This is a genomic window from Scytonema hankhaensis NUACC26 (assembly GCF_045865695.1).
Lineage (GTDB): Bacteria > Cyanobacteriota > Cyanobacteriia > Cyanobacteriales > Nostocaceae > Scytonema.
This window is the reverse complement of sequence record NZ_BAACAP010000232.1, coordinates 56,010-76,394: the sequence shown is the minus strand read 5'-3', so window position 1 is coordinate 76,394 and position 20,385 is coordinate 56,010. Positions and strand designations below refer to the sequence as shown.

At 40.0% G+C, this 20,385-nt stretch carries 20 protein-coding genes and 2 pseudogenes; 16 read left to right on the top strand and 6 right to left on the bottom strand.

The annotated features are described in order from the left end of the window. The first annotated feature begins 60 nt into the window (after positions 1–60). Together cysC and cobN are read left to right on the top strand one after the other, a co-directional pair. Positions 61–639, top strand: coding sequence for an adenylyl-sulfate kinase (gene cysC, locus ACKTT2_RS36015; RefSeq protein ID WP_407895779.1), 579 nt, complete (start codon positions 61–63; stop codon positions 637–639). A gap of 42 nt (positions 640–681) precedes the next feature. Beyond that, positions 682–4,503 (top strand): annotated as a pseudogene (cobN, locus tag ACKTT2_RS36010) (cobaltochelatase subunit CobN). Positions 4,504–4,587: 84 nt separating this feature from the next. Here the strand turns inward: cobN and ACKTT2_RS36005 are convergent. Further along, positions 4,588–4,968, bottom strand: a complete 381-nt coding sequence (locus ACKTT2_RS36005) for a type II toxin-antitoxin system VapC family toxin (RefSeq protein WP_407895778.1) — start codon at positions 4,966–4,968, stop codon at positions 4,588–4,590. A gap of 480 nt (positions 4,969–5,448) precedes the next feature. Here ACKTT2_RS36005 and ACKTT2_RS36000 point away from each other — a divergent pair, with 480 nt between their 5' ends. From ACKTT2_RS36000 to ACKTT2_RS35990, 3 genes are all read left to right on the top strand, one after another. After that, positions 5,449–5,628 carry a DUF4058 family protein gene (locus tag ACKTT2_RS36000; protein ID WP_407895777.1) on the top strand — a complete coding sequence of 60 codons (180 nt, stop codon included), beginning with the start codon at positions 5,449–5,451 and terminating at the stop codon, positions 5,626–5,628. Positions 5,629–6,224: 596 nt separating this feature from the next. Further along, entirely contained in the window at positions 6,225–7,244 is a 1,020-nt protein-coding gene (locus ACKTT2_RS35995; protein ID WP_407895776.1) for an NAD(P)-dependent alcohol dehydrogenase, read from the top strand. 323 nt (positions 7,245–7,567) lie between these two features. Beyond that, entirely contained in the window at positions 7,568–8,290 is a 723-nt protein-coding gene (locus tag ACKTT2_RS35990; protein WP_407895775.1) for an IS1 family transposase, read from the top strand. A 218-nt stretch (positions 8,291–8,508) separates the two neighbouring features. Here ACKTT2_RS35990 and ACKTT2_RS35985 read toward each other — a convergent pair whose 3' ends face one another. Further along, positions 8,509–9,120 (bottom strand): TetR/AcrR family transcriptional regulator, encoded by a 612-nt coding sequence (locus ACKTT2_RS35985; RefSeq protein WP_407895774.1) that lies wholly within the window; start codon positions 9,118–9,120, stop codon positions 8,509–8,511. A 200-nt stretch (positions 9,121–9,320) separates the two neighbouring features. On the opposite strand from ACKTT2_RS35985, the gene ACKTT2_RS35980 reads away from it, so the two are divergent. From ACKTT2_RS35980 to ACKTT2_RS35950, 7 genes are all read left to right on the top strand, one after another. Beyond that, positions 9,321–9,644 (top strand): putative antibiotic biosynthesis monooxygenase, encoded by a 324-nt coding sequence (locus ACKTT2_RS35980; RefSeq protein WP_407895773.1) that lies wholly within the window; start codon positions 9,321–9,323, stop codon positions 9,642–9,644. Positions 9,645–9,678: 34 nt separating this feature from the next. Continuing rightward, positions 9,679–10,161 (top strand): VOC family protein, encoded by a 483-nt coding sequence (locus tag ACKTT2_RS35975; protein ID WP_407895772.1) that lies wholly within the window; start codon positions 9,679–9,681, stop codon positions 10,159–10,161. 48 nt (positions 10,162–10,209) lie between these two features. Continuing rightward, positions 10,210–11,787 carry a GMC family oxidoreductase gene (locus ACKTT2_RS35970; RefSeq protein ID WP_407895771.1) on the top strand — a complete coding sequence of 526 codons (1,578 nt, stop codon included), beginning with the start codon at positions 10,210–10,212 and terminating at the stop codon, positions 11,785–11,787. A 153-nt stretch (positions 11,788–11,940) separates the two neighbouring features. Beyond that, positions 11,941–12,840, top strand: a complete 900-nt coding sequence (locus ACKTT2_RS35965) for an aldo/keto reductase (protein WP_407895770.1) — start codon at positions 11,941–11,943, stop codon at positions 12,838–12,840. A 36-nt stretch (positions 12,841–12,876) separates the two neighbouring features. Next, a complete protein-coding gene (locus tag ACKTT2_RS35960; protein WP_407895769.1) occupies positions 12,877–13,731 on the top strand; it encodes a TIM barrel protein in 855 nt (284 codons plus the stop codon). Between the two features lie 60 nt (positions 13,732–13,791). Next, positions 13,792–14,559 (top strand): SDR family NAD(P)-dependent oxidoreductase, encoded by a 768-nt coding sequence (locus tag ACKTT2_RS35955; RefSeq protein ID WP_407895768.1) that lies wholly within the window; start codon positions 13,792–13,794, stop codon positions 14,557–14,559. Between the two features lie 74 nt (positions 14,560–14,633). Next, positions 14,634–14,822 (top strand): hypothetical protein, encoded by a 189-nt coding sequence (locus ACKTT2_RS35950; protein WP_407895767.1) that lies wholly within the window; start codon positions 14,634–14,636, stop codon positions 14,820–14,822. Here the strand turns inward: ACKTT2_RS35950 and ACKTT2_RS35945 are convergent. After that, positions 14,819–15,688: an aldose epimerase family protein gene (locus ACKTT2_RS35945; RefSeq protein WP_407895766.1), complete on the bottom strand. Its 870-nt coding sequence runs from the start codon at positions 15,686–15,688 to the stop codon at positions 14,819–14,821. The two genes, ACKTT2_RS35950 and ACKTT2_RS35945, sit on opposite strands and share 4 nt — an antisense overlap. A 364-nt stretch (positions 15,689–16,052) precedes the next feature. On the opposite strand from ACKTT2_RS35945, the gene ACKTT2_RS35940 reads away from it, so the two are divergent. From ACKTT2_RS35940 to ACKTT2_RS35925, 4 genes are all read left to right on the top strand, one after another. Further along, on the top strand, positions 16,053–16,547 hold the full coding sequence (locus ACKTT2_RS35940; protein WP_407895765.1) for a hypothetical protein: 495 nt from the start codon (positions 16,053–16,055) through the stop codon (positions 16,545–16,547). A 103-nt stretch (positions 16,548–16,650) separates the two neighbouring features. Beyond that, the gene (locus ACKTT2_RS35935) at positions 16,651–17,121 is read left to right on the top strand and encodes a putative toxin-antitoxin system toxin component, PIN family (RefSeq protein WP_407895764.1); all 471 of its coding nucleotides are present in this window, start codon (positions 16,651–16,653) and stop codon (positions 17,119–17,121) included. 103 nt (positions 17,122–17,224) lie between these two features. After that, positions 17,225–17,371, top strand: a complete 147-nt coding sequence (locus ACKTT2_RS35930) for a hypothetical protein (RefSeq protein WP_407895763.1) — start codon at positions 17,225–17,227, stop codon at positions 17,369–17,371. A 235-nt stretch (positions 17,372–17,606) separates the two neighbouring features. Then, a complete protein-coding gene (locus tag ACKTT2_RS35925; protein ID WP_407895762.1) occupies positions 17,607–18,620 on the top strand; it encodes a bestrophin family protein in 1,014 nt (337 codons plus the stop codon). A 32-nt stretch (positions 18,621–18,652) separates the two neighbouring features. Here the strand turns inward: ACKTT2_RS35925 and ACKTT2_RS35920 are convergent, their stop codons facing one another. The 3 genes and pseudogenes from ACKTT2_RS35920 to ACKTT2_RS35910 all read right to left on the bottom strand — a co-directional run bounded on the left by ACKTT2_RS35920 (position 18,653) and on the right by ACKTT2_RS35910 (position 19,999). Beyond that, positions 18,653–19,249 (bottom strand): TetR/AcrR family transcriptional regulator, encoded by a 597-nt coding sequence (locus ACKTT2_RS35920; protein ID WP_407895761.1) that lies wholly within the window; start codon positions 19,247–19,249, stop codon positions 18,653–18,655. 107 nt (positions 19,250–19,356) lie between these two features. Further along, positions 19,357–19,704: pseudogene (locus ACKTT2_RS35915) on the bottom strand (HepT-like ribonuclease domain-containing protein). Next, on the bottom strand, positions 19,691–19,999 hold the full coding sequence (locus ACKTT2_RS35910; protein ID WP_407895760.1) for a nucleotidyltransferase family protein: 309 nt from the start codon (positions 19,997–19,999) through the stop codon (positions 19,691–19,693). The pseudogene ACKTT2_RS35915 and the gene ACKTT2_RS35910 overlap by 14 nt, the downstream one beginning before the upstream one ends. Between the last annotated feature and the right edge of the window lie 386 nt (positions 20,000–20,385).

Below are 20,385 nucleotides of genomic sequence, written 5' to 3'. Positions count from 1 at the left end.
CTAATCCTCTAGGAAATAGTTCCCCTTTCCATAAAAAAACATACTACCCTTTGTCATCTTATGAGTAACATTAAATCCCCAGGTTTTACATGCTGGCTAACTGGATTGTCAGGCGCAGGTAAGTCCACTTTAGCAGTAGAAATAGTGAGAGCCTTGGAACATTTATCAGTTCCATGTGAGTATTTGGATGGTGATATCATCCGCACTAACCTTTCTAAAGGTTTGGGTTTTTCTTGTGAAGATAGAAAGACCAATATTGCGAGAGTTGGCTTTGTTTCCGGGCTTTTAAATAAGCATGGTATCAATACCGTTGTGGCTTTAATTTCTCCTTACCGAGATGCCCGCGAACAACTCAGACTTAATCTCCCCAATTTTATTGAAGTTTATGTTGACGCTCCATTAGAAGTTTGTATGGAAAGAGACGTTAAGGGTTTGTATAAGAAAGCTATTGCTGGAGAAATTCCAGAATTTACTGGCATTTCCTCCCTATATGAACCGCCTTTAAACCCAGATTTAATTCTCAAAACTCATAAAGAAACCATCGCCGAGTGTGTCGAAAAAGTGTTAAGGCATCTTTTCTATAGAGGTTTTATTACTCAAGCGTCCATGGCTATGGCTACTGTCATCAAGTTGTGCTAAACTTCTCTCACTCAAAACTGGGAAAGCTCCTACTCAAAACCTATGCATCGTCTTGCAACTACACCAGGAGGTTGGAATCCGTCTGTAGAAGGCGTAGTATTCATCGAACAGCAAAGAGCACCTATTGTCCTGATTACGGCTGCGGATACGGACATTCAAACTCTATCTGTCGCTGTGACTCAACTCCCCTCTGAATTTCCACAGTTACGGGTGGTCAATTTGCTACAACTCCAGCAACAACTGACAATTGATACTTATGCTGAAGATGTATTAAGTGCATCTGAAATTATTATTTTACGGTTGCTTGGCGGTCGTGCTTATTGGAGTTACGGATTAGAAGTTGTCGAACAAACGGTTCAGCAGACAGGGGCTAAATTAATTGTCTTACCAGGAGACGAACGACCCGACCCAAATTTAATCAGTCACTCTAATGTTTCTTTAATAGAAGCTAATCGGATATGGCAGTATTTCAATGAGGGTGGTACGGAAAACTATCTTAATAGTCTGAAATTTGTCGCGACAACTTTCCTTGGTTGCACCTATACTTTTAATCCACCCCAGCCAGTCCCTCGTGTCGGAATATATTCGCCACGCGATCGCATTATTTACGAGCAACAAGAGAATAATTTCACATCTCCACACAAACTAGATCCACAATCTGGTGTTATTGGCATTATCTTTTATCGAGCGCATTATTTATCTGGAAACACAGCAGCAATTGATGCACTTTGTCAAGCTTTAGCACAAAGAAATCTTACAGCAGTTCCTATTTTTGTCTCTTCTTTGAGAGAGCCTGATGTCCAAGAGGAGTTGTTAAAATATTGCAGTCAAAATACTGACCTCTTATTAAATACAACAAGTTTTTCTCTAGCAAAATTAGAAGCAGAAACACCACAAGTGGAACTTTGGGAACAATTAGATGTCCCAGTGTTACAAGTCATTCTCAGTGGTAGCAGTCGCGAACAGTGGGAATCTGGATCTTCTGGACTCACTCCAAGAGATATAGCGATGAATGTTGCTTTACCGGAAGTAGATGGCAGAATTATTACAAGAGCAGTCTCTTTCAAAGCGGTAAAAACTCAAAACTCTCTACTACAAACTGATATTGTTACCTACGAACCCGTTGCTTCTCGGATTGAATTTGTGGCAGACTTGGCTGCAAATTGGGTAAAATTACGACACACTCCACCACAAAATCGCAAAATTGCCTTGATATTAGCTAATTATCCCAATCGTGATGGACGGTTAGCTAATGGTGTGGGATTGGATACACCAGCAAGTTGTATTGAAATTTTAAAAGCTTTACAGTTGGAGGAATATTATGTGGACAATATTCCCAACACGGGAGAGGAATTAATTCAATTACTAACAACTGGTGTCACTAACGACTTAGAGGGATACCCATTCCGAGAAGTGCGACAATCTTTGTCTTTGCAGAAATATCTAGAGCATTTTCATAGTTTACCTGAAGCAGTACAAGAAGGAATAAAAAATCGTTGGGGTTTCCCTGAAGAGACTGATTCATTCCCCGTTCCTGGTATAGAGTTGGGTAATATATTTGTGGGGATATAACCATCGCGGAGTTACGATCGCGATCCATCTTTGAATTATCACGCACCTGACTTAGAGCCTCCTCACAGCTATTTGGCTTTTTATCACTGGTTGGTTCAAGATTTTGGTGCAAATGCGATCGTTCATGTTGGCAAACATGGTAATTTGGAATGGTTACCAGGCAAAAGTGTAGCACTTTCTGAAAATTGCTATCCCGAAGCAGTCTTGGGAGCAATTCCTCATCTATATCCTTTTATTGTCAACGATCCGGGAGAAGGTTCCCAAGCCAAAAGACGTTCTCAAGCAGTCATTATCGACCATTTAACTCCCCCCATGACTCGTGCGGAATTATATGGCGGTTTAAACTCTTTAGAAGGATTGATTGATGAGTATTATGAAGCTCAAAGTTTAGAGCCATCACGATTACCCGCAATTAGCGATCGCATCACTCAATTGATTGAGCAAGAAAATCTCCATCAAGATTTGGGAATAGATATTTCCTGTTTCGATAAATCTACTCTTTCTTCATTTCTGAATGCGGCTGATGGTTATCTTTGTGAATTAAAAGAAGCCCAAATTCGTGATGGCTTGCATATTTTTGGTCGATGTCCATCAGGAGCACAATTACGAGATTTAATTGTTGCTATTGCCAGAAATCCTGGTGTTAGTAGATTGGGGTTAACGAGAGCGATCGCTCTTGATTGGGAATTGGATTTTGATCCTTTAACTGTAGATTTTAGTCAAAGGTTTGAGATTACCCCACCCCAACCCTCCCCTTGTAAAGGGGAGGGAGTTTCGGAAGTTTCCCCCCTTTACAAGGGGGGATTAAGGGGGGTAAAAAACTGCCGAATCATAGGTGATGTTATTCAAGTCTTTGAAGATTATGCATCAGAGTTAGTGAATTATATTATTGAAACCGAACAAATACCTCAAAGCGGTAAAACAACAGATCGAGAGTTAAAATGGATTCAAAATTATCTCTTAAAAGCACTTAAACAAACAGAGAAAGAGATTATTAATTTATTAAGAGGATTAGATGGTAAATATGTCGCGAGTGGTGCATCTGGTGCGCCAACTAGGGGAAGACCAGAAGTGTTACCCACAGGACGGAATTTTTACTCTGTTGATATTCGTGCTATTCCTACAGAGACTGCTTGGGATGTAGGTCGTCAAGCAGCAGAAACATTAATAGAAAGATATACCCAAGAACACGGAGAATACCCTCAAACATTAGGTTTATCTGTTTGGGGAACCTCTACCATGCGAACTGGAGGAGATGATATTGCGGAAGCTTTGGCACTATTAGGAGTTAAACCTGTTTGGGATGGTATCTCCAGAAGAGTTGTAGATTTTGAAATTTTACCTCCTTCAATTTTAGGTCGTCCGCGTGTGGATGTGACTTTAAGAATTTCCGGTTTTTTCCGCGATGCTTTCCCTAATTTAATGGATTTGTTCGATAGTGCTGTCACTGCTGTTGCTAATTTAGATGAGCCTGAAGATATAAATCCCTTAGCTGCTAAGGTGAAAACAGAAACAGAGTTTTGGCAAACCCAAGGATTAACAGTAGAACAAGCAAAATCGCGATCGCTCTATCGAATTTTTGGTTCAAAACCTAGTGCGTATGGTGCTGGGTTACAAGGTTTAATTGAATCACAAAACTGGACAAATGAAGACGATCTAGCTCGTGCTTATATTAATTGGAGTGCCTATGCTTACACCCGTAAATCTGAGGGAAAATTTGCACCAGAAGCTTTTACCCAACGGTTACATAATATGCAAATTGTCTTACAGAATCAAGATAATCGAGAGCACGATCTCTTAGACTCTGATGATTACTATCAATTTCAAGGTGGTTTAACTGTTGCTGTCAAATCAGTTTCCAGAGAAGCTCCCGTCACTTATTTTGGTGACAATTCTCGTACTCAACAGCCAAAAGTCCGCAAGCTTACAGAAGAAATAACTCGCGTTTATCGCTCCAGAGTTGTGAATCCAAAATGGATTGCAGGAGCCATGCGTCACGGTTATAAAGGAGCCTTTGAAATGGCAGCAACCCTAGATTATTTATTTGCCTTTGATGCTACGACTAACTGTGTTGCTGATTTCATGTATCAAGGAATAGCTGAGGCTTATTTATTTGATGACAAAGTTCAACAATTTATTCAACAAAATAATCCTTGGGTATTGCGGGATATGGCAGAAAGATTATTAGAGGCTCACCAACGAGGTTTGTGGGAGAATGTGTCAGGAGAAATTATTGATAAATTGCGTTGTTTAGTCAATGAAGCAGAAGGGGTAATTGAAAGTCAATTTTAAAGCTTGCTAGAGATTTTGCGGGTTATCTTTAATATGTGTTAGTTAATTTAAGATTCAAGTTTGCAAATAAGTGTTCTATAAATTTTAATCATACCATTTTGCATACAGATAGTTATTAAGAATATTTTGGTCTTTGCTCAGTAATATATTGTTATTGATTAGAGCATTTGCCGTAATAATACGATCGAAAGGATCGCGAGTCCAATTAATTGTCAAAGCCATGTTGATAATATCATTAAATTTTTTATGACATACCTTTAAACCAATTTGAGCAGACAAATTAGAAATAATCATGTCTGTTTCATCTTTAATACGTTTTATTTCGTATAAATACTGTAACTCTAATCTAACAATTTCGGAAATATAAACTTCATTTTCATTAATTAAAGTTTTAGCTATGTCAGTTAACTTATCTGTCAAACCAGAATATAGCCATGCTATTACATGAGTATCAAGATAAATCAATATTAACCTCCTGCTCCCAACTGATATTAACTAAATCATCTGGATTTCCTTGAATAACATCAGGTTTAAAAGTCAAATTTTTAAGTTTATCTTTTTTTTCTGTAGAAATAATTTTTAATGACTTTCAATTTTTGATAATTTCTATCGGAATACCTGTTTCTATTACTTCATCCAATAGACGCTCAATGTCATTGCTCAATTCCGCGATCGTGACCGTTTTCATAATAGTAGTTTTGTTGACTGAGTAGCTTACTAGCTTGACTTTTATTTACTATACTTTCAATTTTACTACATAATATTATCAAAGAAAGCAGAAGGTGCGTTAAACTGAGATTACTCCCTTCCTACCAGAAAATTACCTATGACCGTAGAGTGGGCATTGCTCACCCAACAAGAATCGGTAATTATAGAGCGGGAAGAGAAGAAGACTAAGATCGTTCAGCTAAAATAAGTCAGTGATGAAGCTAACTTTTCCGCCGAATGAACCCATACCTTGAAAATCCTGAGTTGTGGTCAGAAGTAAACTCCTGGCTGATTGTTTTACTGGCGCGAGAGCGAGATCCACTCCTAACACCAAAGTATAGGACAGCTGTTGAAAAATTTGGTAGTGGTAAACATGTAGTGAAGTTTAAACATGCCCCTCGAATAGGTTCACCTTAAGGAAGTGTTTTTCTCGGTTTCGCTGCTCGATTGCGCATCAGTTTACTGGCAGTTCACAAAGTCTTGGTCTGGAGATAGAATGAAAATGTGTTTGCCTCAAACAACCTCTGCTTAAAGGGGTTGGTTAACAGAAAAACTGCAAAAAACTAAAGGGGACTATTAAAGTCCCCTTAGCAATAATCTCCCCTAATTTTACTTAGGGGCAGCGGACAACTCAAACTTAATCAAGTGCCGTATATGGTATATATCATCATAAAATACTATTTATTTCAAAGCAAATTATTTACATATATTAAATTTAACAGCAACATATAGTCATATCATCATATGATTACTCAAGATGAATATACCAGGACTTACGCAACTGGTACAATTGGTCTCGGCACGGCTAAGGCGTGCCATCAACATAAAGGCAGGTTCCAATGCTTAAACTTAAAACGTATTACGATTTTGAATACAAGCGCGCGGTCTGGACATTTAGCGACAAAGGAATTGGCATAGTATATTTTGTCGCTAATATACTCTAAATTAAATAGTTACTACGAGATATAATTCTACTGCATCTCTTAGATTTAATACTTTGTCAAGGTATAACAATGACTACATTTACAGCTTATGCAGCTTTGCAAGCCAAAGAAAAATTTCAACTATGGCAATATGAACCCACTCCTTTAAAAGATAGTGAAATTGAAATTCAGGTCACTCATAATGGTCTTTGCCACACCGATATTCATATGCGAGATAATGACTGGAAAATCAGTAAATTTCCCTTAGTAGCGGGTCATGAAGTAGTTGGATTAGTTACAGAAGTAGGAGAAAATGTAACTAATTTTCAAAAGGGAGATCGCGTTGGTTTGGGTTGGATTCGCAATTCTTGCCGAGTTTGTTATCACTGCTTACAAGGAGAAGAAAATATCTGCAAACAAGGGTATAAAGGGTTAATTGTGGGTAATCATGGTGGATTTGCCGACCGCGTGCGCTCAGGAGCCGATTTTGCCTATAGAATTCCCGATACTTTAGATTCAGCCAGTGCTGCTCCCCTCCTATGTGCGGGTATTACCGTTTACGCTCCTCTACGTACTTACATCAAATATCCAGGGATGAAAGTAGGTATTGTTGGTATTGGTGGTTTAGGACATTTAGCGATTAAGTTTGCTAGGGCGATGGGGGCTGAAGTTATAGTATTATCTTCTTCTGCCGATAAAGCAACTGAAGCTAAGGAATTTGGAGCGCACCATTTTTATAAGTGGGAAAGTGCTGAAGCGAAAAAAGATTTAACTGGCTCTCTTGATTTACTTCTGATTACCTCTTCGGCTGAATTGGATTGGGATTTAGCTTTTAATTTATTGGCTAACAATGGCATTTTATGCTTTCTCGGTATTCCCGTCTCTAGCATCAATGTACCTTTAATCCCTTTAATATTTGGACAAAAATCTGTAGTTGGAAGTATTGTCGGTGGTCGCAGGCTCATGCAAGAAATGTTAGATTTTGCAGCGATTAATCAAATTAAACCGACGGTTCAAACCATGCCCATAAGCCAAATCAATGAGGCAATCGACATAGTTTTGGCTGGTAAACCTCGTTATCGTATCGTCTTAGTTTCTGAAGAAAGATAATGCACATACTATACAACCACTTGGGAAGACAGGACAAAAAATAGCAGAATATGACCATTGGCATCGTACATCTGATGATAAAGGTCGTCCTTATAAATTTATAAACGCTGATACATTGGGAGCTGATTTCTATAATGGGTAGTGCTAATGCAAATTTAGTAACTCAAATTATTTCTTTTTTAACTGTTTAACTTTTGAAGTGTATTTAGCTGACTAATTGATACACCGAGTTTGGATAAATATTACGAATAGATAGTTTAGCTCTAAGGTGTTAATTTTTATGAAGTCCCCAAGTATTTGAAAATTCGACTGGATCAAAACTGATGTCAGCCTCCAGACCTACTTGCCCCAATTGCGGTTCTCAACACACTGTCAAAAATGGCAGTATCCATAATCAAAAACAAAAATACCAGTGTCAAAATTGTCAAAGACAGTTTATAGAAAATCCCACTAATAAAGTTATTAGCCTCGATACTATAAAACTGATTGATAAACTTTTACTTGAGAAGATACCTCTCGCTGGTATTGCTCGCGCTGCTCGTGTTTCCCAGACTTGGTTACAACAGTATGTAAATAATAAATATGCCCAGATACCTCAGAAAATAAATGTTTCAGCAAAATTAAGAGGTAAATTGACTATTGAATGTGATGAGGCTTGGTCATTTGTAGGTCATAAAGGTAATCAACAATGGATTTGGTTAGCTTTGAATACAAAGACTAGAGAAATAGTTGGAGTTTACATTGGTGATCGCAGTGAAAATGGAGCTATCGGATTATGGAATTCGTTACCACCAGTTTATCGTCAATGTGCTGTTTGTTATACAGATTTTTGGGCAGCTTATGCAAAAGTTATTCCTAACAAACGTCATCAGGCGGTTGGTAAGGAAAGTGGCAAAACTAATCATGTTGAACGGTTTAATAATACAATGCGTCAAAAAATTTCTCGTTTAGTTAGAAAGACTTTATCCTTCTCTAAAAAGCTAGATAACCACATTGGTGCTATCTGGTATTTTATTCATCATTATAATTCTTGTTGTCGTGCCTAAATTTATTATCACTACATATTTACCACTACCAATTGTGGAGAATACTATTTAAGTAGTGAAATTACTGAACACGTTCTAGATAGGGCAGAAGTGGCTGTTAATAATGGAGCAGAGGTTGAGATTATTAGATATGCAGCCTAAATTTAATTTAGAAATGTTGGGTTTCGTTCCTCAACCCAACCTACACTCTTCTTGATGTTTACTTTATAAATCATCTCTTATGCTCTCAATCCTGGCATGACTATATTAACTAACTCATCTACAAAATCTTCAGTTAACGATGCGTGTTTTAACAGCAGACGATAAAACAAGGGACTGTAAAGCGCGTCAATGACTGCTTCAATATCAAGATCGGAACGCAATTCCCCTCGTTCTATACCTTTTTTAATGACCTCACTACAATCAAATCGACGTGGTGACAACCAGTTAAGTCGGAACGCCTCAATGACTTCTGGGTCGGTTTGTCCTCCACCAATGAGCGTTGCAATCACCTGTCCTCGTGGAGTGTTCATGATTTTAACTAACTTACGCATTTGCTGTGAAATATCTTCCTTGACCGAACCCGTATCGGGAAAAGAGAGTTCTGGGTTCACTGCTGCTAAAAAAGCGTCCATAACAAGACGCGCTTTACTCGACCACCGCCGATAAATAGTTGGTTTCCCCACAAGAGCGCGTGCTGCAACTCCTTCTATCGTTAACTGAGCATAGCCCACTTCCATCAATAATTCGTAAGCAGCGTGCAGAATGTTTTGATGTGCTTCGTCAGAACGCGGTCGTCCTCTACCTCGGGACTGAACTTTTGCTGTTGTTTTTCCTACTACCTTTTGCATATCCCTCTTCCTCAGGCTTTATTTACGTAACGTCACGTTAATACAATAATAACGCTAAAACCTAGAAAGTGTTAGTATTTCTGGGTTTGACTTTGGTAAGTCGCTCAAAAATTTCTTTTTACCCCTACTTGACACGCTTGATGATTTTGTCTAAATTAAATTACATAACGTAGCGTTACGAAAAAGGGGGGTGAGAGGTCATGGCTCATAGTCAAAAGAGGTTGCGTGGGATAAATCGCTTAATGTACATACTGAAAAAGCACCGTGTGGTTAGAACATATAAGTACATACGGGTAACTCAGCAAAACAAACCACCTCGCTACAAAATATTTTTACTAACCTGGTTGGCAATTTATCCTCTAATTACAGTTATCTTTCTCTTATTTGGGAAACAACTGAATCTTTTACCAATACCAATACGGACACTCTTGCTCACGCTTGTCTTAGTTTATTTAATGACTTATATTGTTATGCCTTGGTTGATGAAAGTCTTTTCCACTTGGCTTTATCTAAATAATAAATAGCAGAATAATATCCAATGAGTACAAGGAGATTGTTATGTCAGCACTTGATATTTCTAGCCGTAATGGTTTGGCTTCTATGCGTATAGACCATATCATGTTAAGTGTGCCTAATTATGAAGAAACAGTGCAATGGTATCAACAAAAGCTTGATGCAACTGTTGAAAAAGAATGGACTGTAGAGCAATTACCAGATTTAAAATTAGCTTATCTCAATGTGAGTGGATTTCGGATTGAGATAGTTGGTACTAGCCAGCCACGCTCTGGAATGCCTAATCCATCTTCTTTTGAAGAAGCTCTACGCACAACAGGGATCGGTCATTTTTGTTTTCGTGTTGATGATGTCGATGCAGCACTCTCGCAATTATCAGAACGCGGTGTGCAGACATTTGTTCAAGCCGCAGATTATCCCAATATTGGTGTACGAGTTGGTTTCATCAAAGACAATAACGGGAATGTTATCGAGTTTTCAGGACCATTGAAATTTATTGAATTTTCTGGTCCCGTTAAAAAATCTTAGTTTGCACTCAAGTCTTTACAGCAAAAAACAATAACAAAGGAGTTTCTCATGTCATCATTTGATTTCATCGTCATTGGTACGGGTTCCGCCGGAGCAGTTATTGCTAATCGTCTCAGTGAACCTGCTGATGTAACTGTACTGGTACTAGAAGCTGGTCGTCTCAATTTACCGCCTGTCCTAGTCAATAATCCAACTATTTGGCCTAGTATGCTCGGTACGGAAATTGACTGGGACTATTCAACTGTACCGCAACCTGGTTTAGATAGTCGTACCGTCAAAGAACCTCACGGTAAAATGCTCGGAGGTACTAGCAGCCTCAACGGCATGATGTACACTCGCGGTCATCGGAGTGACTTCAATGCTTGGGCATATAATGGCGCATTAGGTTGGGCTTACAAAGACGTGTTACCTTACTTCCAGCGAATGGAGAATTTTGTTGATGAAGACGACCCCCAACTGGGGCATGATGGACCACTGTATATTACCAGTACGGGTAAGCATGAAGAAAAACTGAATCCTATTGCCAAGGACTTCGTTGCAGCTAGCGTTAATGCAGGTTATCCTCAGTCAAATAACTTTAACGGTTCTGAAGAAGACGCAATGTTTGGTGTCAGCTACGTGCAAGTTAACATCAAAGATGGTAAGCGCTATGGTACTGCACAAGCATACCTGCTACCTGCTCTTGGTCGCCCAAACCTAACGCTGGAGACAGAAGCACAAGTCACCAAACTGGAATTTGAAGGCACGCGCTGTGTAGGTGTGACCTATGTACAAAATGGCGTCATCAAAACTGTCCGTGCGAGAAAAGAGGTCATTCTCTGTGCGAGTGCTGCTGAGTCACCAAAACTTTTGATGCTTTCTGGAATTGGGAGAGCTTCCCATTTAGAGCAGTTTGGTATTCCCGTGCGGGTGAATCTACCAGGTGTATGTGAAAACTTTCACGACCACGCTTATTTACGTGTTGTTTATAACTTAGCAGCGAAAGCAAGCGATACAGGGCAAATTGCCACTGAAGCTGCGCTGTTTTTACGCTCTTCACCCGATTGGATAACACCAGATTTAGAGTTAATTTTCTTACCTACAACCTTTGAAGCTAGCGGTAACCGCGAACCAGATGGTTTGACGATAGTTGCATCGTTGCAACGTCCGCAATCTAGGGGAAACGTCCGCCTCGCAAGCACCGATCCATTTGCAGCACCTTTGTTGAACCCCAATTTCTTGGCTGTGGAATCTGACGTCGAGCGCATGATACAGGCGGTGCGTCTATCCCGTGAGATTTTTGCAACCGCTCCCCTCTCTAGATGGGTGAAATCAGAAATTACCCCCGGTGCAAATCTTCAATCCGATGCCGATTTGCGTGCAGCCGTTCGAGAACATAGTATCTCGCAGTGGCATATGGTCGGCTCGTGCAAGATGGGGCTGGATGAAATGGCAGTCGTAGACCCGCAATTACGAGTCTATGGTGTTACAGGGTTGCGTATAGCTGATGCCAGTGTCATACCCTCAGTGATTAGCGGACATACACAAGCAGCGATCGTAATGATTGCGGAACGTGCTTCAGACCTGATTAAACAAGCACATGGGCTAGTAACAACTCGGCAAAACCACGAGTTACTCTATGCTTAGAAGCTTCCCAATAAAAAAATCTTCCAGAATTTCTTGTGGTGCGGGCTTCTAGCCCGCCACCAATAAAGGACGGGCGAGGACGCCCGTACCACAAGAACATAGTCCCCTCAAAAAGGTCAAGTCATTCACTAACACAAACAGGAGTAAAAGATTATGACGGACAATACTGTAAAAATTGATGCTACTGTTCCAAGTACTTTTCAAATTGGAGACGAGTTAAACGTTAACCGTCTCGGTTACGGCGCAATGCGATTAACGGGACAACCTGGCAATTTTGGTCCCTATTCGGATTGGGAAGGCGGTCAAAAACTCCTACGTCGTGCAGTGGAACAGGGTATTAATTTTATCGATACAGCCGAAGCTTACGGACCTGGTTTCAATGAAGAATTGATTGCTTCTGCACTGCATCCCTATCCACAAGGTGTAGTCATTGCCACTAAAGGTGGTATCAACAAACCTGCACCGGATGACATTCGCGCTGACGGAAGACCGGAAAATTTGCGACGGGGTTGTGAAGCCAGCTTGCAAAGGTTGCGAGTAGACCAAATAGACCTTTACCAACTGCATCGTCCTGACCCTCAAGTACCTTTTACTGAATCAGTAGGAATGCTAGCAACCTTGAAGTCAGAAGGTAAAATTCGTCATGTAGGGCTATCCAACGTTGCGATCGCGCAAATTGAACAAGCGCGGCGGATAGTTCCAATTGCTTCTGTGCAAAACCGCTTTGGCATCAGCGAACGTGACAATGAAAATGTCTTGGATTACTGCACCAAACACGGGATTGCATTTATCCCCTACGGCTCGCTTGGCGCACATCCCCTCAAGCAAGGCGCACCATTAGCAAATGCACAAGGGATTTTGGCAGAAATTGCCAATCGTCACGGTGTGAAACCAAATCAAATTGCGTTAGCATGGTTGCTACATCGTGCGCCTAATATCATTTTGATACCAGGAACGACAACAATTGCTCACCTTGAAGAAAATATTGTGGCTGCTTCCATCAAACTGACTCCAGACGAAATCGAAGCTTTGAATCAAATGCAAACAGTTTGAATTTATAAACAATGATTGTACGGGGTAAGAATCAAAATGACAAACGTTGGTAAAATGCGTTTTGCACCACACATCGGACTCAGCAAACCATTGGGTGATGGTCTGTTCAAAAATCTTGCGGGTGACGATCCCATCGACCAAATTAAGTTTATTGCTGACCGAGGATTTGCTGGCATCGAAGATAATTTTCTTAAGCTACGTCCAGTTGAGGTACAAGAAAAAATTGGGAAAGAACTAGAACGGCATGGGATGGAAATGGGTTGTTTTGTTAATAATTTAGTCCTTGAATATCCCACATTTGTGAGTAATTCAGAAGAAGCTCGTGAAGTTTTATTGCAGCAGTTGCGCGAAACTATTGAAGTTGCTAAACGGGTTAATGGCAAATATGTGACGACACTTTCTGGTCCACTCGACCCGCGCAACTATAGGGATTATCAAACCACTAATACGATTGAAAATCTCAAGTATTGCGCTGAGCTAGCAGAATCTGCGGGCATCATTCTTGGTATAGAAGCAATTACGGGGAAATGGTGGACGGGAACATTTGTCACAACGATTCCCCATGCTTATCTCATTACTAAAGCTGTCAATAGTCCAGCAGTCAAGCTAATATTTGATATATTCCAAGTACAGATGGAAAGCGGCAATATCATTGAAAATATTGATAGAGTTTGGGATGAAATTGTCTGTTTTCAAATTGCAGATGCTCCTAGAAGAACTGAACCTACAAGCGGTGAGATAAACTACAAAGCCATTTTGAAACATATTTATGCAAAGGGCTACACCGGATTGGTGGAAATGGAACATTCTATCTCACAGCCAGGACCAGAAGGTGAACAAGCAGTGTTGGAGATTTACGATGCTCTGGTTAGTGGCAAGTGCCAGATTTAGCTACTTGTACATTGGTACTGTAGTAACGATAATAGGAGACGAACTGTAGTCGAGTGAGTCATGGTAAAAGACCTATTTAGTGTCGAAAATAAGGTTGTTTGTATCAGCGGTTCGAGTCGGGGATTGGGTAATGCGATCGCTCAAGGATTTGCTGAACGCGGCGCAAAGGTAATTATTTCATCTTGGGATCGCGAAGAACTTGAAAATACTAGGCAGGAATTTAATTCCTACGGTCTAGCGGTTGAATCAGTAGTTTTAGATGTGCGAAATCAAGCTGACTGTCAACACTTTGTCTCAACAGCCCTTGAGCGATATGGAACGCTCGATGTCATGATTTGTAACGCTGGAACTGACATTATTAAACCTGCTGAACAATATGCAGAAAATGAGTGGGACAAAATACTAAATATCAATCTACGCGGCTATTATTTCTGCGCTCAATTTGCTGCACAACATATGCTGAGTTACGGTCGCGGCAGCATTATTATGACTTCCTCGATTGCAGGAAGTGCAGGTATTCCTGGATTAGTTCCATACGCAGCTTCCAAGGGTGGCATCAATCAACTCGTTCGCACAATGGGGGTGGAGTGGGCACAGCGAGGAGTTCGTGTCAATGCTGTAGCTCCTGGCTACATTGAGAACATCATGGCAGATGTCAAGTTTGATGCAGATGCTCCTTACCAGAAGCGTGTTGTGACTTTTACACCAATGGGGCGACGTGGAGCAGTTGATGAATTTTTGGGTGCCTATTTGTTCTTGGCAAGCGAGGCATCTTCTTACATCACGGGTGAGATTTTATATGTGGACGGCGGCTATCATGCTGCATAGTAACTTGATTTTAAACCGTATTGATGGTGGTCAAGAAGCCTACACTTACGGCAAGTCCGAAGTGTAGGTAGTTCATGAGGATTTATTTCTTGGAAATCCGAGCGCACATTTTACTGAATTTTATAGCAATTCTCACTTTTGTAAGGTATGGGAAGAGAGAACTAACCGCAGCCTGTAGCGGATGGACGCTGATAAATTCGTATCTCCGCAAACTAGAAAACGCTATAGTCGTGCGATCGCCAAAGTTGCAAATTCCAAACTAAACGCTTTCAACAGTTATATTTATCACTGTTTCTACTGTTGTATTAGGCTCAGCCTGTAGTAAAGATTCGCCTGTGTTTAGAGCATTACGGGGAGCACTCCAAGGTTCTAAACAGTAAAAATCTTTACCTTTGACAGTCCAAAACACTAGAGTTGAATAATTTTTGTCATAGCTAACAGTTAGTTTGAGATTGCGACTTTGGTCAGTGACGACAGCAGACTGTTTGGACAGATTAATGAAAGCAAAATCGATTTCATCCTGCTCAAAATCAAACTTTCCTGCAAATGATTGAACAGTCTTGTCACCCTTAATTTGATATCGATTGGACGGTAAATCGAAAACCAATTTGCTTTTATCAGGTGCATAAAAGTAAGGATGAATGCCCGTTGCAAAAGGCATAGGTTCTTGAGATAGATTGGTGTGGCGGTATCGCAATTCTAAGTTATTGCCCCGGATTGTATAAATAAAATTTAGCTCGAAGTCGAAAGGATAAACTGCACGGGTTTCTTCACTACTTTTAAGATTGACAGTTAGGCTAGCACCATTGGAATCTGACTGTTCGCTAACTTCCCAAGCAAGATTACGCGCAAAGCCATGCTGTTTGAGTTGATATGTTTTGCCGTTGAGGGTATAGGTGTCATCAACTAAGTTACCACAGATAGGGAAAAGGAGTGGAATGCCGCCTCGTACAGACAGAGTGGGATCGGCAAACCGCTCGGTATCCATGTAAAAAATGTCTTGTTCCCCAAGGAGCCAAGTAGTAATAATACCTCCCCGTTCCGGAACAACGGTGACTTTGCTCCTGGTACTTTCATCTGAGAGAATGTAAGTCTTGTATTGCTGCTGCTCTACTGCGATCGCGCACATAAATTATTGACCAAAAACGTCTGATACCAAGGTCTCACAAAATGGTCTCAGAATTTTGTCGGCTAGAGCACGCCATAGTCTTCTCGTTCCCCAATGCCGCTTTTTGCAAGTGCATTGCGTATACAAAAGATACGAGCATTCGAGCTGCTCTACCAGTTACCAGTCGAATTTCTAGGGAACTGACATTTTTTTGTCATACTTTTCTGCCACAATAGTCAACTACTCATGTATAACAAGTTGGGTGTTAAGGTATTAGGGGAGGACAAAAATCTACTTTTTGAATTTTTCTGGTTAATTATGAATAATCAGGGGAGTTTAAAAGTATATAGAATAAACAAGTTATTCACAAAGCTAACGCACTCATATGCTTACACTAGAACGAGAAGTTACTCAGATCATCTCGAAACTCCCACAAAAAATAAAACTCGAATTCTATTCAGAGTTTGGGTTAGATAACCGAGATCTCGGTGACCAGAGCGTCTATCTTGGGGAACAGCTACCGAAGATAAGTGATGCAATTAGACAGATTGCAGAAAAAATTGAAAACAACTTGAGTAAATATACACAACCAGAAGAACTGGAAAATTCTCGTTATGCGTCAGATGTGATTAAAGAAATAATCAAAGACATTGAAAAACAACTTTTGAAAAAATCTGATATCCAAGCTAAGCAAGGCGAGAGATACATATTCCTTGAACAAGGATTAAGCAGTTTCAAGCAAGCCTTGGAAAAATTGAGCGATGTATTAGACGACACTATTGAGTTTGTGGAGATCGCTTCCGAGATAAAAGAGTTACGTTATAAGCCTCTAGATGCAAGCAAAATTAAAGAAGCAGAGGAGATACTATCTCTTCTCTAAGAGTACCAAAAATCACTTAGAGTTATTTACTGAACAAATGAGGTTAAGATAGCATGAAGGCTTATTTACAAGCAGTTAAAAGTTTTTATTTGTGAAAAGCCAGATGGAAGGAAAAATAAAAGCTGTAATTGACACATCTGTTTACATCGCAGCATTTGGCAGTAAAAGCAAAACTAGTGCCCCCGCGAAAGTGATAGACAACTTACGTGAGGGCAATTTCATAGCAGTAATTAGTCCTCAAATTCTTGCAGAACTCATTGAAGTGTGTGAACGACGCGGAAAATCCAAAGAAGATGTCATAACATTCTTAAAAAGTATAAGAGATAATGTATTTAAAATCTTAGGAGATTATAGCGTAAGCACTTTAGACTTTATAGACCCAAAAGATAATATGCTTCTGGCGGCTGCACTTGAGGCAAAAGCAGACTATTTAGTTAGCTTGGATAAGCAACACGTACAACCATTAAAACACTATATGGGTACGCAAATAGTAGATCCAAACCAGTTTATACATGAGATAGACCTTTATAAAAAAGGAGAGAGAAAAGAAATAAAAACTATGTTTTTCCAATAAATTATTATATTAAGTTTACGCTGATTACACAAAGTGTCGGCATTGTATAATTAAGGGATGAACTGTTCTAATTGTGCATCCACTCATATCCCTAAGAACAGGCGTGGTTATCCTTCATAGTTGGGATGATTACCGTCGTACTTGGCAGCCTTTCATGCAGGAGTTTGCTTATTGGGCTATCCAACCAGAAGGTGAGATTCAGGTAACTGACATTTTTTTGTCATACTTTTCTGCCACAATAGTCAACTAAGCACAGAACCTTTCTTGACTCTATTTGTGGTGCTGTGTCTTACATATCGCGCTTGGGATTATTCGCGATCGCATTTCTTGTAGGTGGTAAGTCTAAGAGTTTTATTACCAAAACCTAGATAACATGAAAACCCTTTCAAATGTAATCTTTTATAAAATTCTTACCCACTCAACCTGTAATTTTGGTTATTTTCCGGCTTCATCCCACCTTAGTAATTTTGAAGGAGTTTGAATACATGAGCTGCTCGAACCCTAAAGATAGTACATTGGAACGGTGCAGAAAGTTTCTCAGTAGAGCTAAGAATTCCTTTAAAGGAAAGTATCACCTTTACACTGGTGAAAAACTGAACTGGTTTCAAGTTGTATTACGGCTTGAAAGTGCAGTGCTTCCACACATTTTCCCTTGGGTACTTTTTTGTGGTCTCTATGGTTTTTTAGTCTCCTTACTACACTATCTTGGCTTGCCAATTGCATTTTCAAGCGGAAATCGTGTCCTTACTAACGCCGTTTTAAGTTTCAATATTGGTTTGACTTTGTTATTGGTTTTTCGGACTAATACAGCTCATGAACGATTTTGGGAAGGTCGCAGACTATGGGGAGCTTTAGTCAATACGGTGCGTAATTTAGCTCAAGGTATTTACATAGTAGTTAAAGAGGAGTCACCAAAAGATCGAGTAGAAAAAAATGTAATACTTCGGCTAGTCGTTGCTTTTACGGTGGCAATGAAGTTACATCTGAGGGCAGAGCCTTTGGATGAACAGTTAGCTTCATTGATGTCCGAATCGCAATATTTGAAGCTGAAAAATACAAATCATCCCCCACTACAAATTGCCTTCTGGATTCGGGATTATTTACAGTATCAGCATGACCGAAATTGTTTAAATATTTATCAGCTGACTTCCTTTCATAAGTTGCTGGATGAAATGATAAATATTTTAGGGGGTTGCGAACGTATTTTGAAAACACCACTGCCTTTGATATATGCTATTAAACTTAGGCAGTTGGTAGTCATTTATTGTCTAGTATTACCGCTTGAAATAGTAACTAGTTTTAATTGGTGGACTGGATTAGTTATGGCTTTCGTAAGTTTCACATTATTAAGTATTGAACATATTGGCTCGGAAATTGAAGAGCCTTTCGGACACGATCCAAATGACCTCCCTTTAAATGTTATTTGCAACACAATGCTTCGTAATGTTGAAGAGTTAATAGAACTTGCTCCTAGCAACACTCGTGACTGGCAAGTATAAAAGCTATTGTTTGGCTTTTTTGAAACTTAATATTACCTCTTGTTGAGGAAGCAACGCAACGCCCGTTCTGGAAGAGAGCGTGCAAATTCTTCATCTAGTGGCAAGTGACCTACTAATAATCGGTAGTAGATTGGACCGTAGAGAATATCCATTGCCAATTCGGGATCGAGGTTCGGATCGAACTCACCGCTTTGAATACCTTTCTCAATAATTGCTCTTGCGCTCAAGCGTCGTGGCAAAAGAAATCTTTTGCGGAAATTCTCTAGAGCTTCCTTATCCCCTTGTCCTTCAGCTATGATTTCTGCCACAATCCGACCGTAGTCCCCACTAAATGCTTTCACTAGAGAGATAACTTGTCCCAAGAGTGCTTGTGCCGCAGAGGATTCTTCAGGAAAAGGGATTTCTGAAATCACTTTTGCCAGAAAGGCATCGATTACCACTGCTGTTTTACTTGGCCACCAACGGTAAATCGTGGTTTTGCCCACACCAGCCTCTCGTGCGATCGCTTCTATTGACAAATCCCGAACCGTACCTTCCTCGAGCAATTTCCAAGTTGCGTTTAAAATCGCCTGTTCTGCCTCCACAGAACGAGGACGCCCCGCCGAGTTCACAACATTACTTTGTTTCATCACAAAAAAACTTTTTGCACTTTCTTTTATTATATATTACGATACGTTTTGTTTATAATTAAAACATTGAGATGCTCCTAGCAACGTTCTCGTCAGTTAATCGTAATTCATGTTTCTAAATCTTTAATTGCCTTTTCAACCTCAATCAAAAGTGAATCTAAATCTTGAGTGATTACTTGCCAAACAATATCTAAATCAACATCAAAATAAGCATGAATAATACGATTTCTCATACCGATAATTGGTCGCCAAGGTATTTGAGAATACTTAGTTTAGCAAGATTCAGAAACATGATTAGCTGCTTCACCCATAATTTCAATTAATCTGACTAGAGCTAAAGACAGGAGGCGATCGCGATCTAAATCTTCTCTATTACGATTATTCACAAAGGACAATGCTTCTTTAGCTGAATCTCTAATGTGTTTTAGCCGAGTTAAATCATCAATTCTGCTCATAAATAATCATGGCTTCTGCTAATACTTGCTCGCGGAAATAACGGCTTAAATCTGCTGGTGTTCTTAAATCTACCTGGCGATTTATTATCTTTGATAACTCATCTTCCATTGTAATAATAGCTAAACCCGGAGTTTTCCCCGGTTCAAATTCTACTAAAATATCAACATCACTTTCTCTGGTAAAATCATCTCTTAATACTGAACCAAATAAAGACAACTTGCGGATCGAGTGACTTTGACAAAATTGTTGAATTTCTTCAAGAGAGAAATTAATAGGAAGAGTTGTTCGTGTCATAGTTAAAACTCCTAATTGATAATTTTTTTGATTTCAGATTTAAGAGGAGTAACTTGAGCCTCCATTGCCTTAATTAAAGCCTCTGCTCGATCTGTTTTATCTTCATGATAACTGGAGTTGCGGTTCAGACAATTAAACTCTTAAAAGAAGTGAACTCCCGAACTTCCTTTTTAGCCAAGCCTAACCTCACAGTCCCTCAGTCTTCAAGTCTTTTCTCATTGCGTCTGGGCGTCCCTCAGTCTCCGCGTTGCACTTCGAACGTGCCATTCGGGGTGACACTCCTCACTTTACCGTCTCTCGTTCCCAGGCAGAGGCTGGGCTGGGAACGAGGTGGGGGGGTTACCCCTCATTCGCCAGCTGCATCCATTAGTGCGGGGTACCTCTAA

Bases quoted from the DNA above. Each gene is read 5' to 3' on its own strand.
- ACKTT2_RS35945 (WP_407895766.1), bottom strand. From the start codon at position 15,688: ATGTGCGCGATCGCAGTAGAGCAGCAGCAATACAAGACTTACATTCTC.
- ACKTT2_RS35960 (WP_407895769.1), top strand. From the start codon at position 12,877: ATGACAAACGTTGGTAAAATGCGTTTTGCACCACACATCGGACTCAGC.
- cysC (WP_407895779.1), top strand. From the start codon at position 61: ATGAGTAACATTAAATCCCCAGGTTTTACATGCTGGCTAACTGGATTG.
- ACKTT2_RS35950 (WP_407895767.1), top strand. From the start codon at position 14,634: ATGAGGATTTATTTCTTGGAAATCCGAGCGCACATTTTACTGAATTTT.
- ACKTT2_RS35995 (WP_407895776.1), top strand. From the start codon at position 6,225: ATGACTACATTTACAGCTTATGCAGCTTTGCAAGCCAAAGAAAAATTT.
- ACKTT2_RS35970 (WP_407895771.1), top strand. From the start codon at position 10,210: ATGTCATCATTTGATTTCATCGTCATTGGTACGGGTTCCGCCGGAGCA.
- ACKTT2_RS35955 (WP_407895768.1), top strand. From the start codon at position 13,792: ATGGTAAAAGACCTATTTAGTGTCGAAAATAAGGTTGTTTGTATCAGC.
- ACKTT2_RS35910 (WP_407895760.1), bottom strand. From the start codon at position 19,999: ATGACACGAACAACTCTTCCTATTAATTTCTCTCTTGAAGAAATTCAA.
- ACKTT2_RS35935 (WP_407895764.1), top strand. From the start codon at position 16,651: ATGGAAGGAAAAATAAAAGCTGTAATTGACACATCTGTTTACATCGCA.
- ACKTT2_RS35925 (WP_407895762.1), top strand. From the start codon at position 17,607: ATGAGCTGCTCGAACCCTAAAGATAGTACATTGGAACGGTGCAGAAAG.
- ACKTT2_RS35920 (WP_407895761.1), bottom strand. From the start codon at position 19,249: ATGAAACAAAGTAATGTTGTGAACTCGGCGGGGCGTCCTCGTTCTGTG.
- ACKTT2_RS35985 (WP_407895774.1), bottom strand. From the start codon at position 9,120: ATGCAAAAGGTAGTAGGAAAAACAACAGCAAAAGTTCAGTCCCGAGGT.
- ACKTT2_RS35980 (WP_407895773.1), top strand. From the start codon at position 9,321: ATGGCTCATAGTCAAAAGAGGTTGCGTGGGATAAATCGCTTAATGTAC.
- ACKTT2_RS36000 (WP_407895777.1), top strand. From the start codon at position 5,449: ATGAACCCATACCTTGAAAATCCTGAGTTGTGGTCAGAAGTAAACTCC.
- ACKTT2_RS35975 (WP_407895772.1), top strand. From the start codon at position 9,679: ATGTCAGCACTTGATATTTCTAGCCGTAATGGTTTGGCTTCTATGCGT.
- ACKTT2_RS35965 (WP_407895770.1), top strand. From the start codon at position 11,941: ATGACGGACAATACTGTAAAAATTGATGCTACTGTTCCAAGTACTTTT.
- ACKTT2_RS35940 (WP_407895765.1), top strand. From the start codon at position 16,053: ATGCTTACACTAGAACGAGAAGTTACTCAGATCATCTCGAAACTCCCA.
- ACKTT2_RS35990 (WP_407895775.1), top strand. From the start codon at position 7,568: ATGTCAGCCTCCAGACCTACTTGCCCCAATTGCGGTTCTCAACACACT.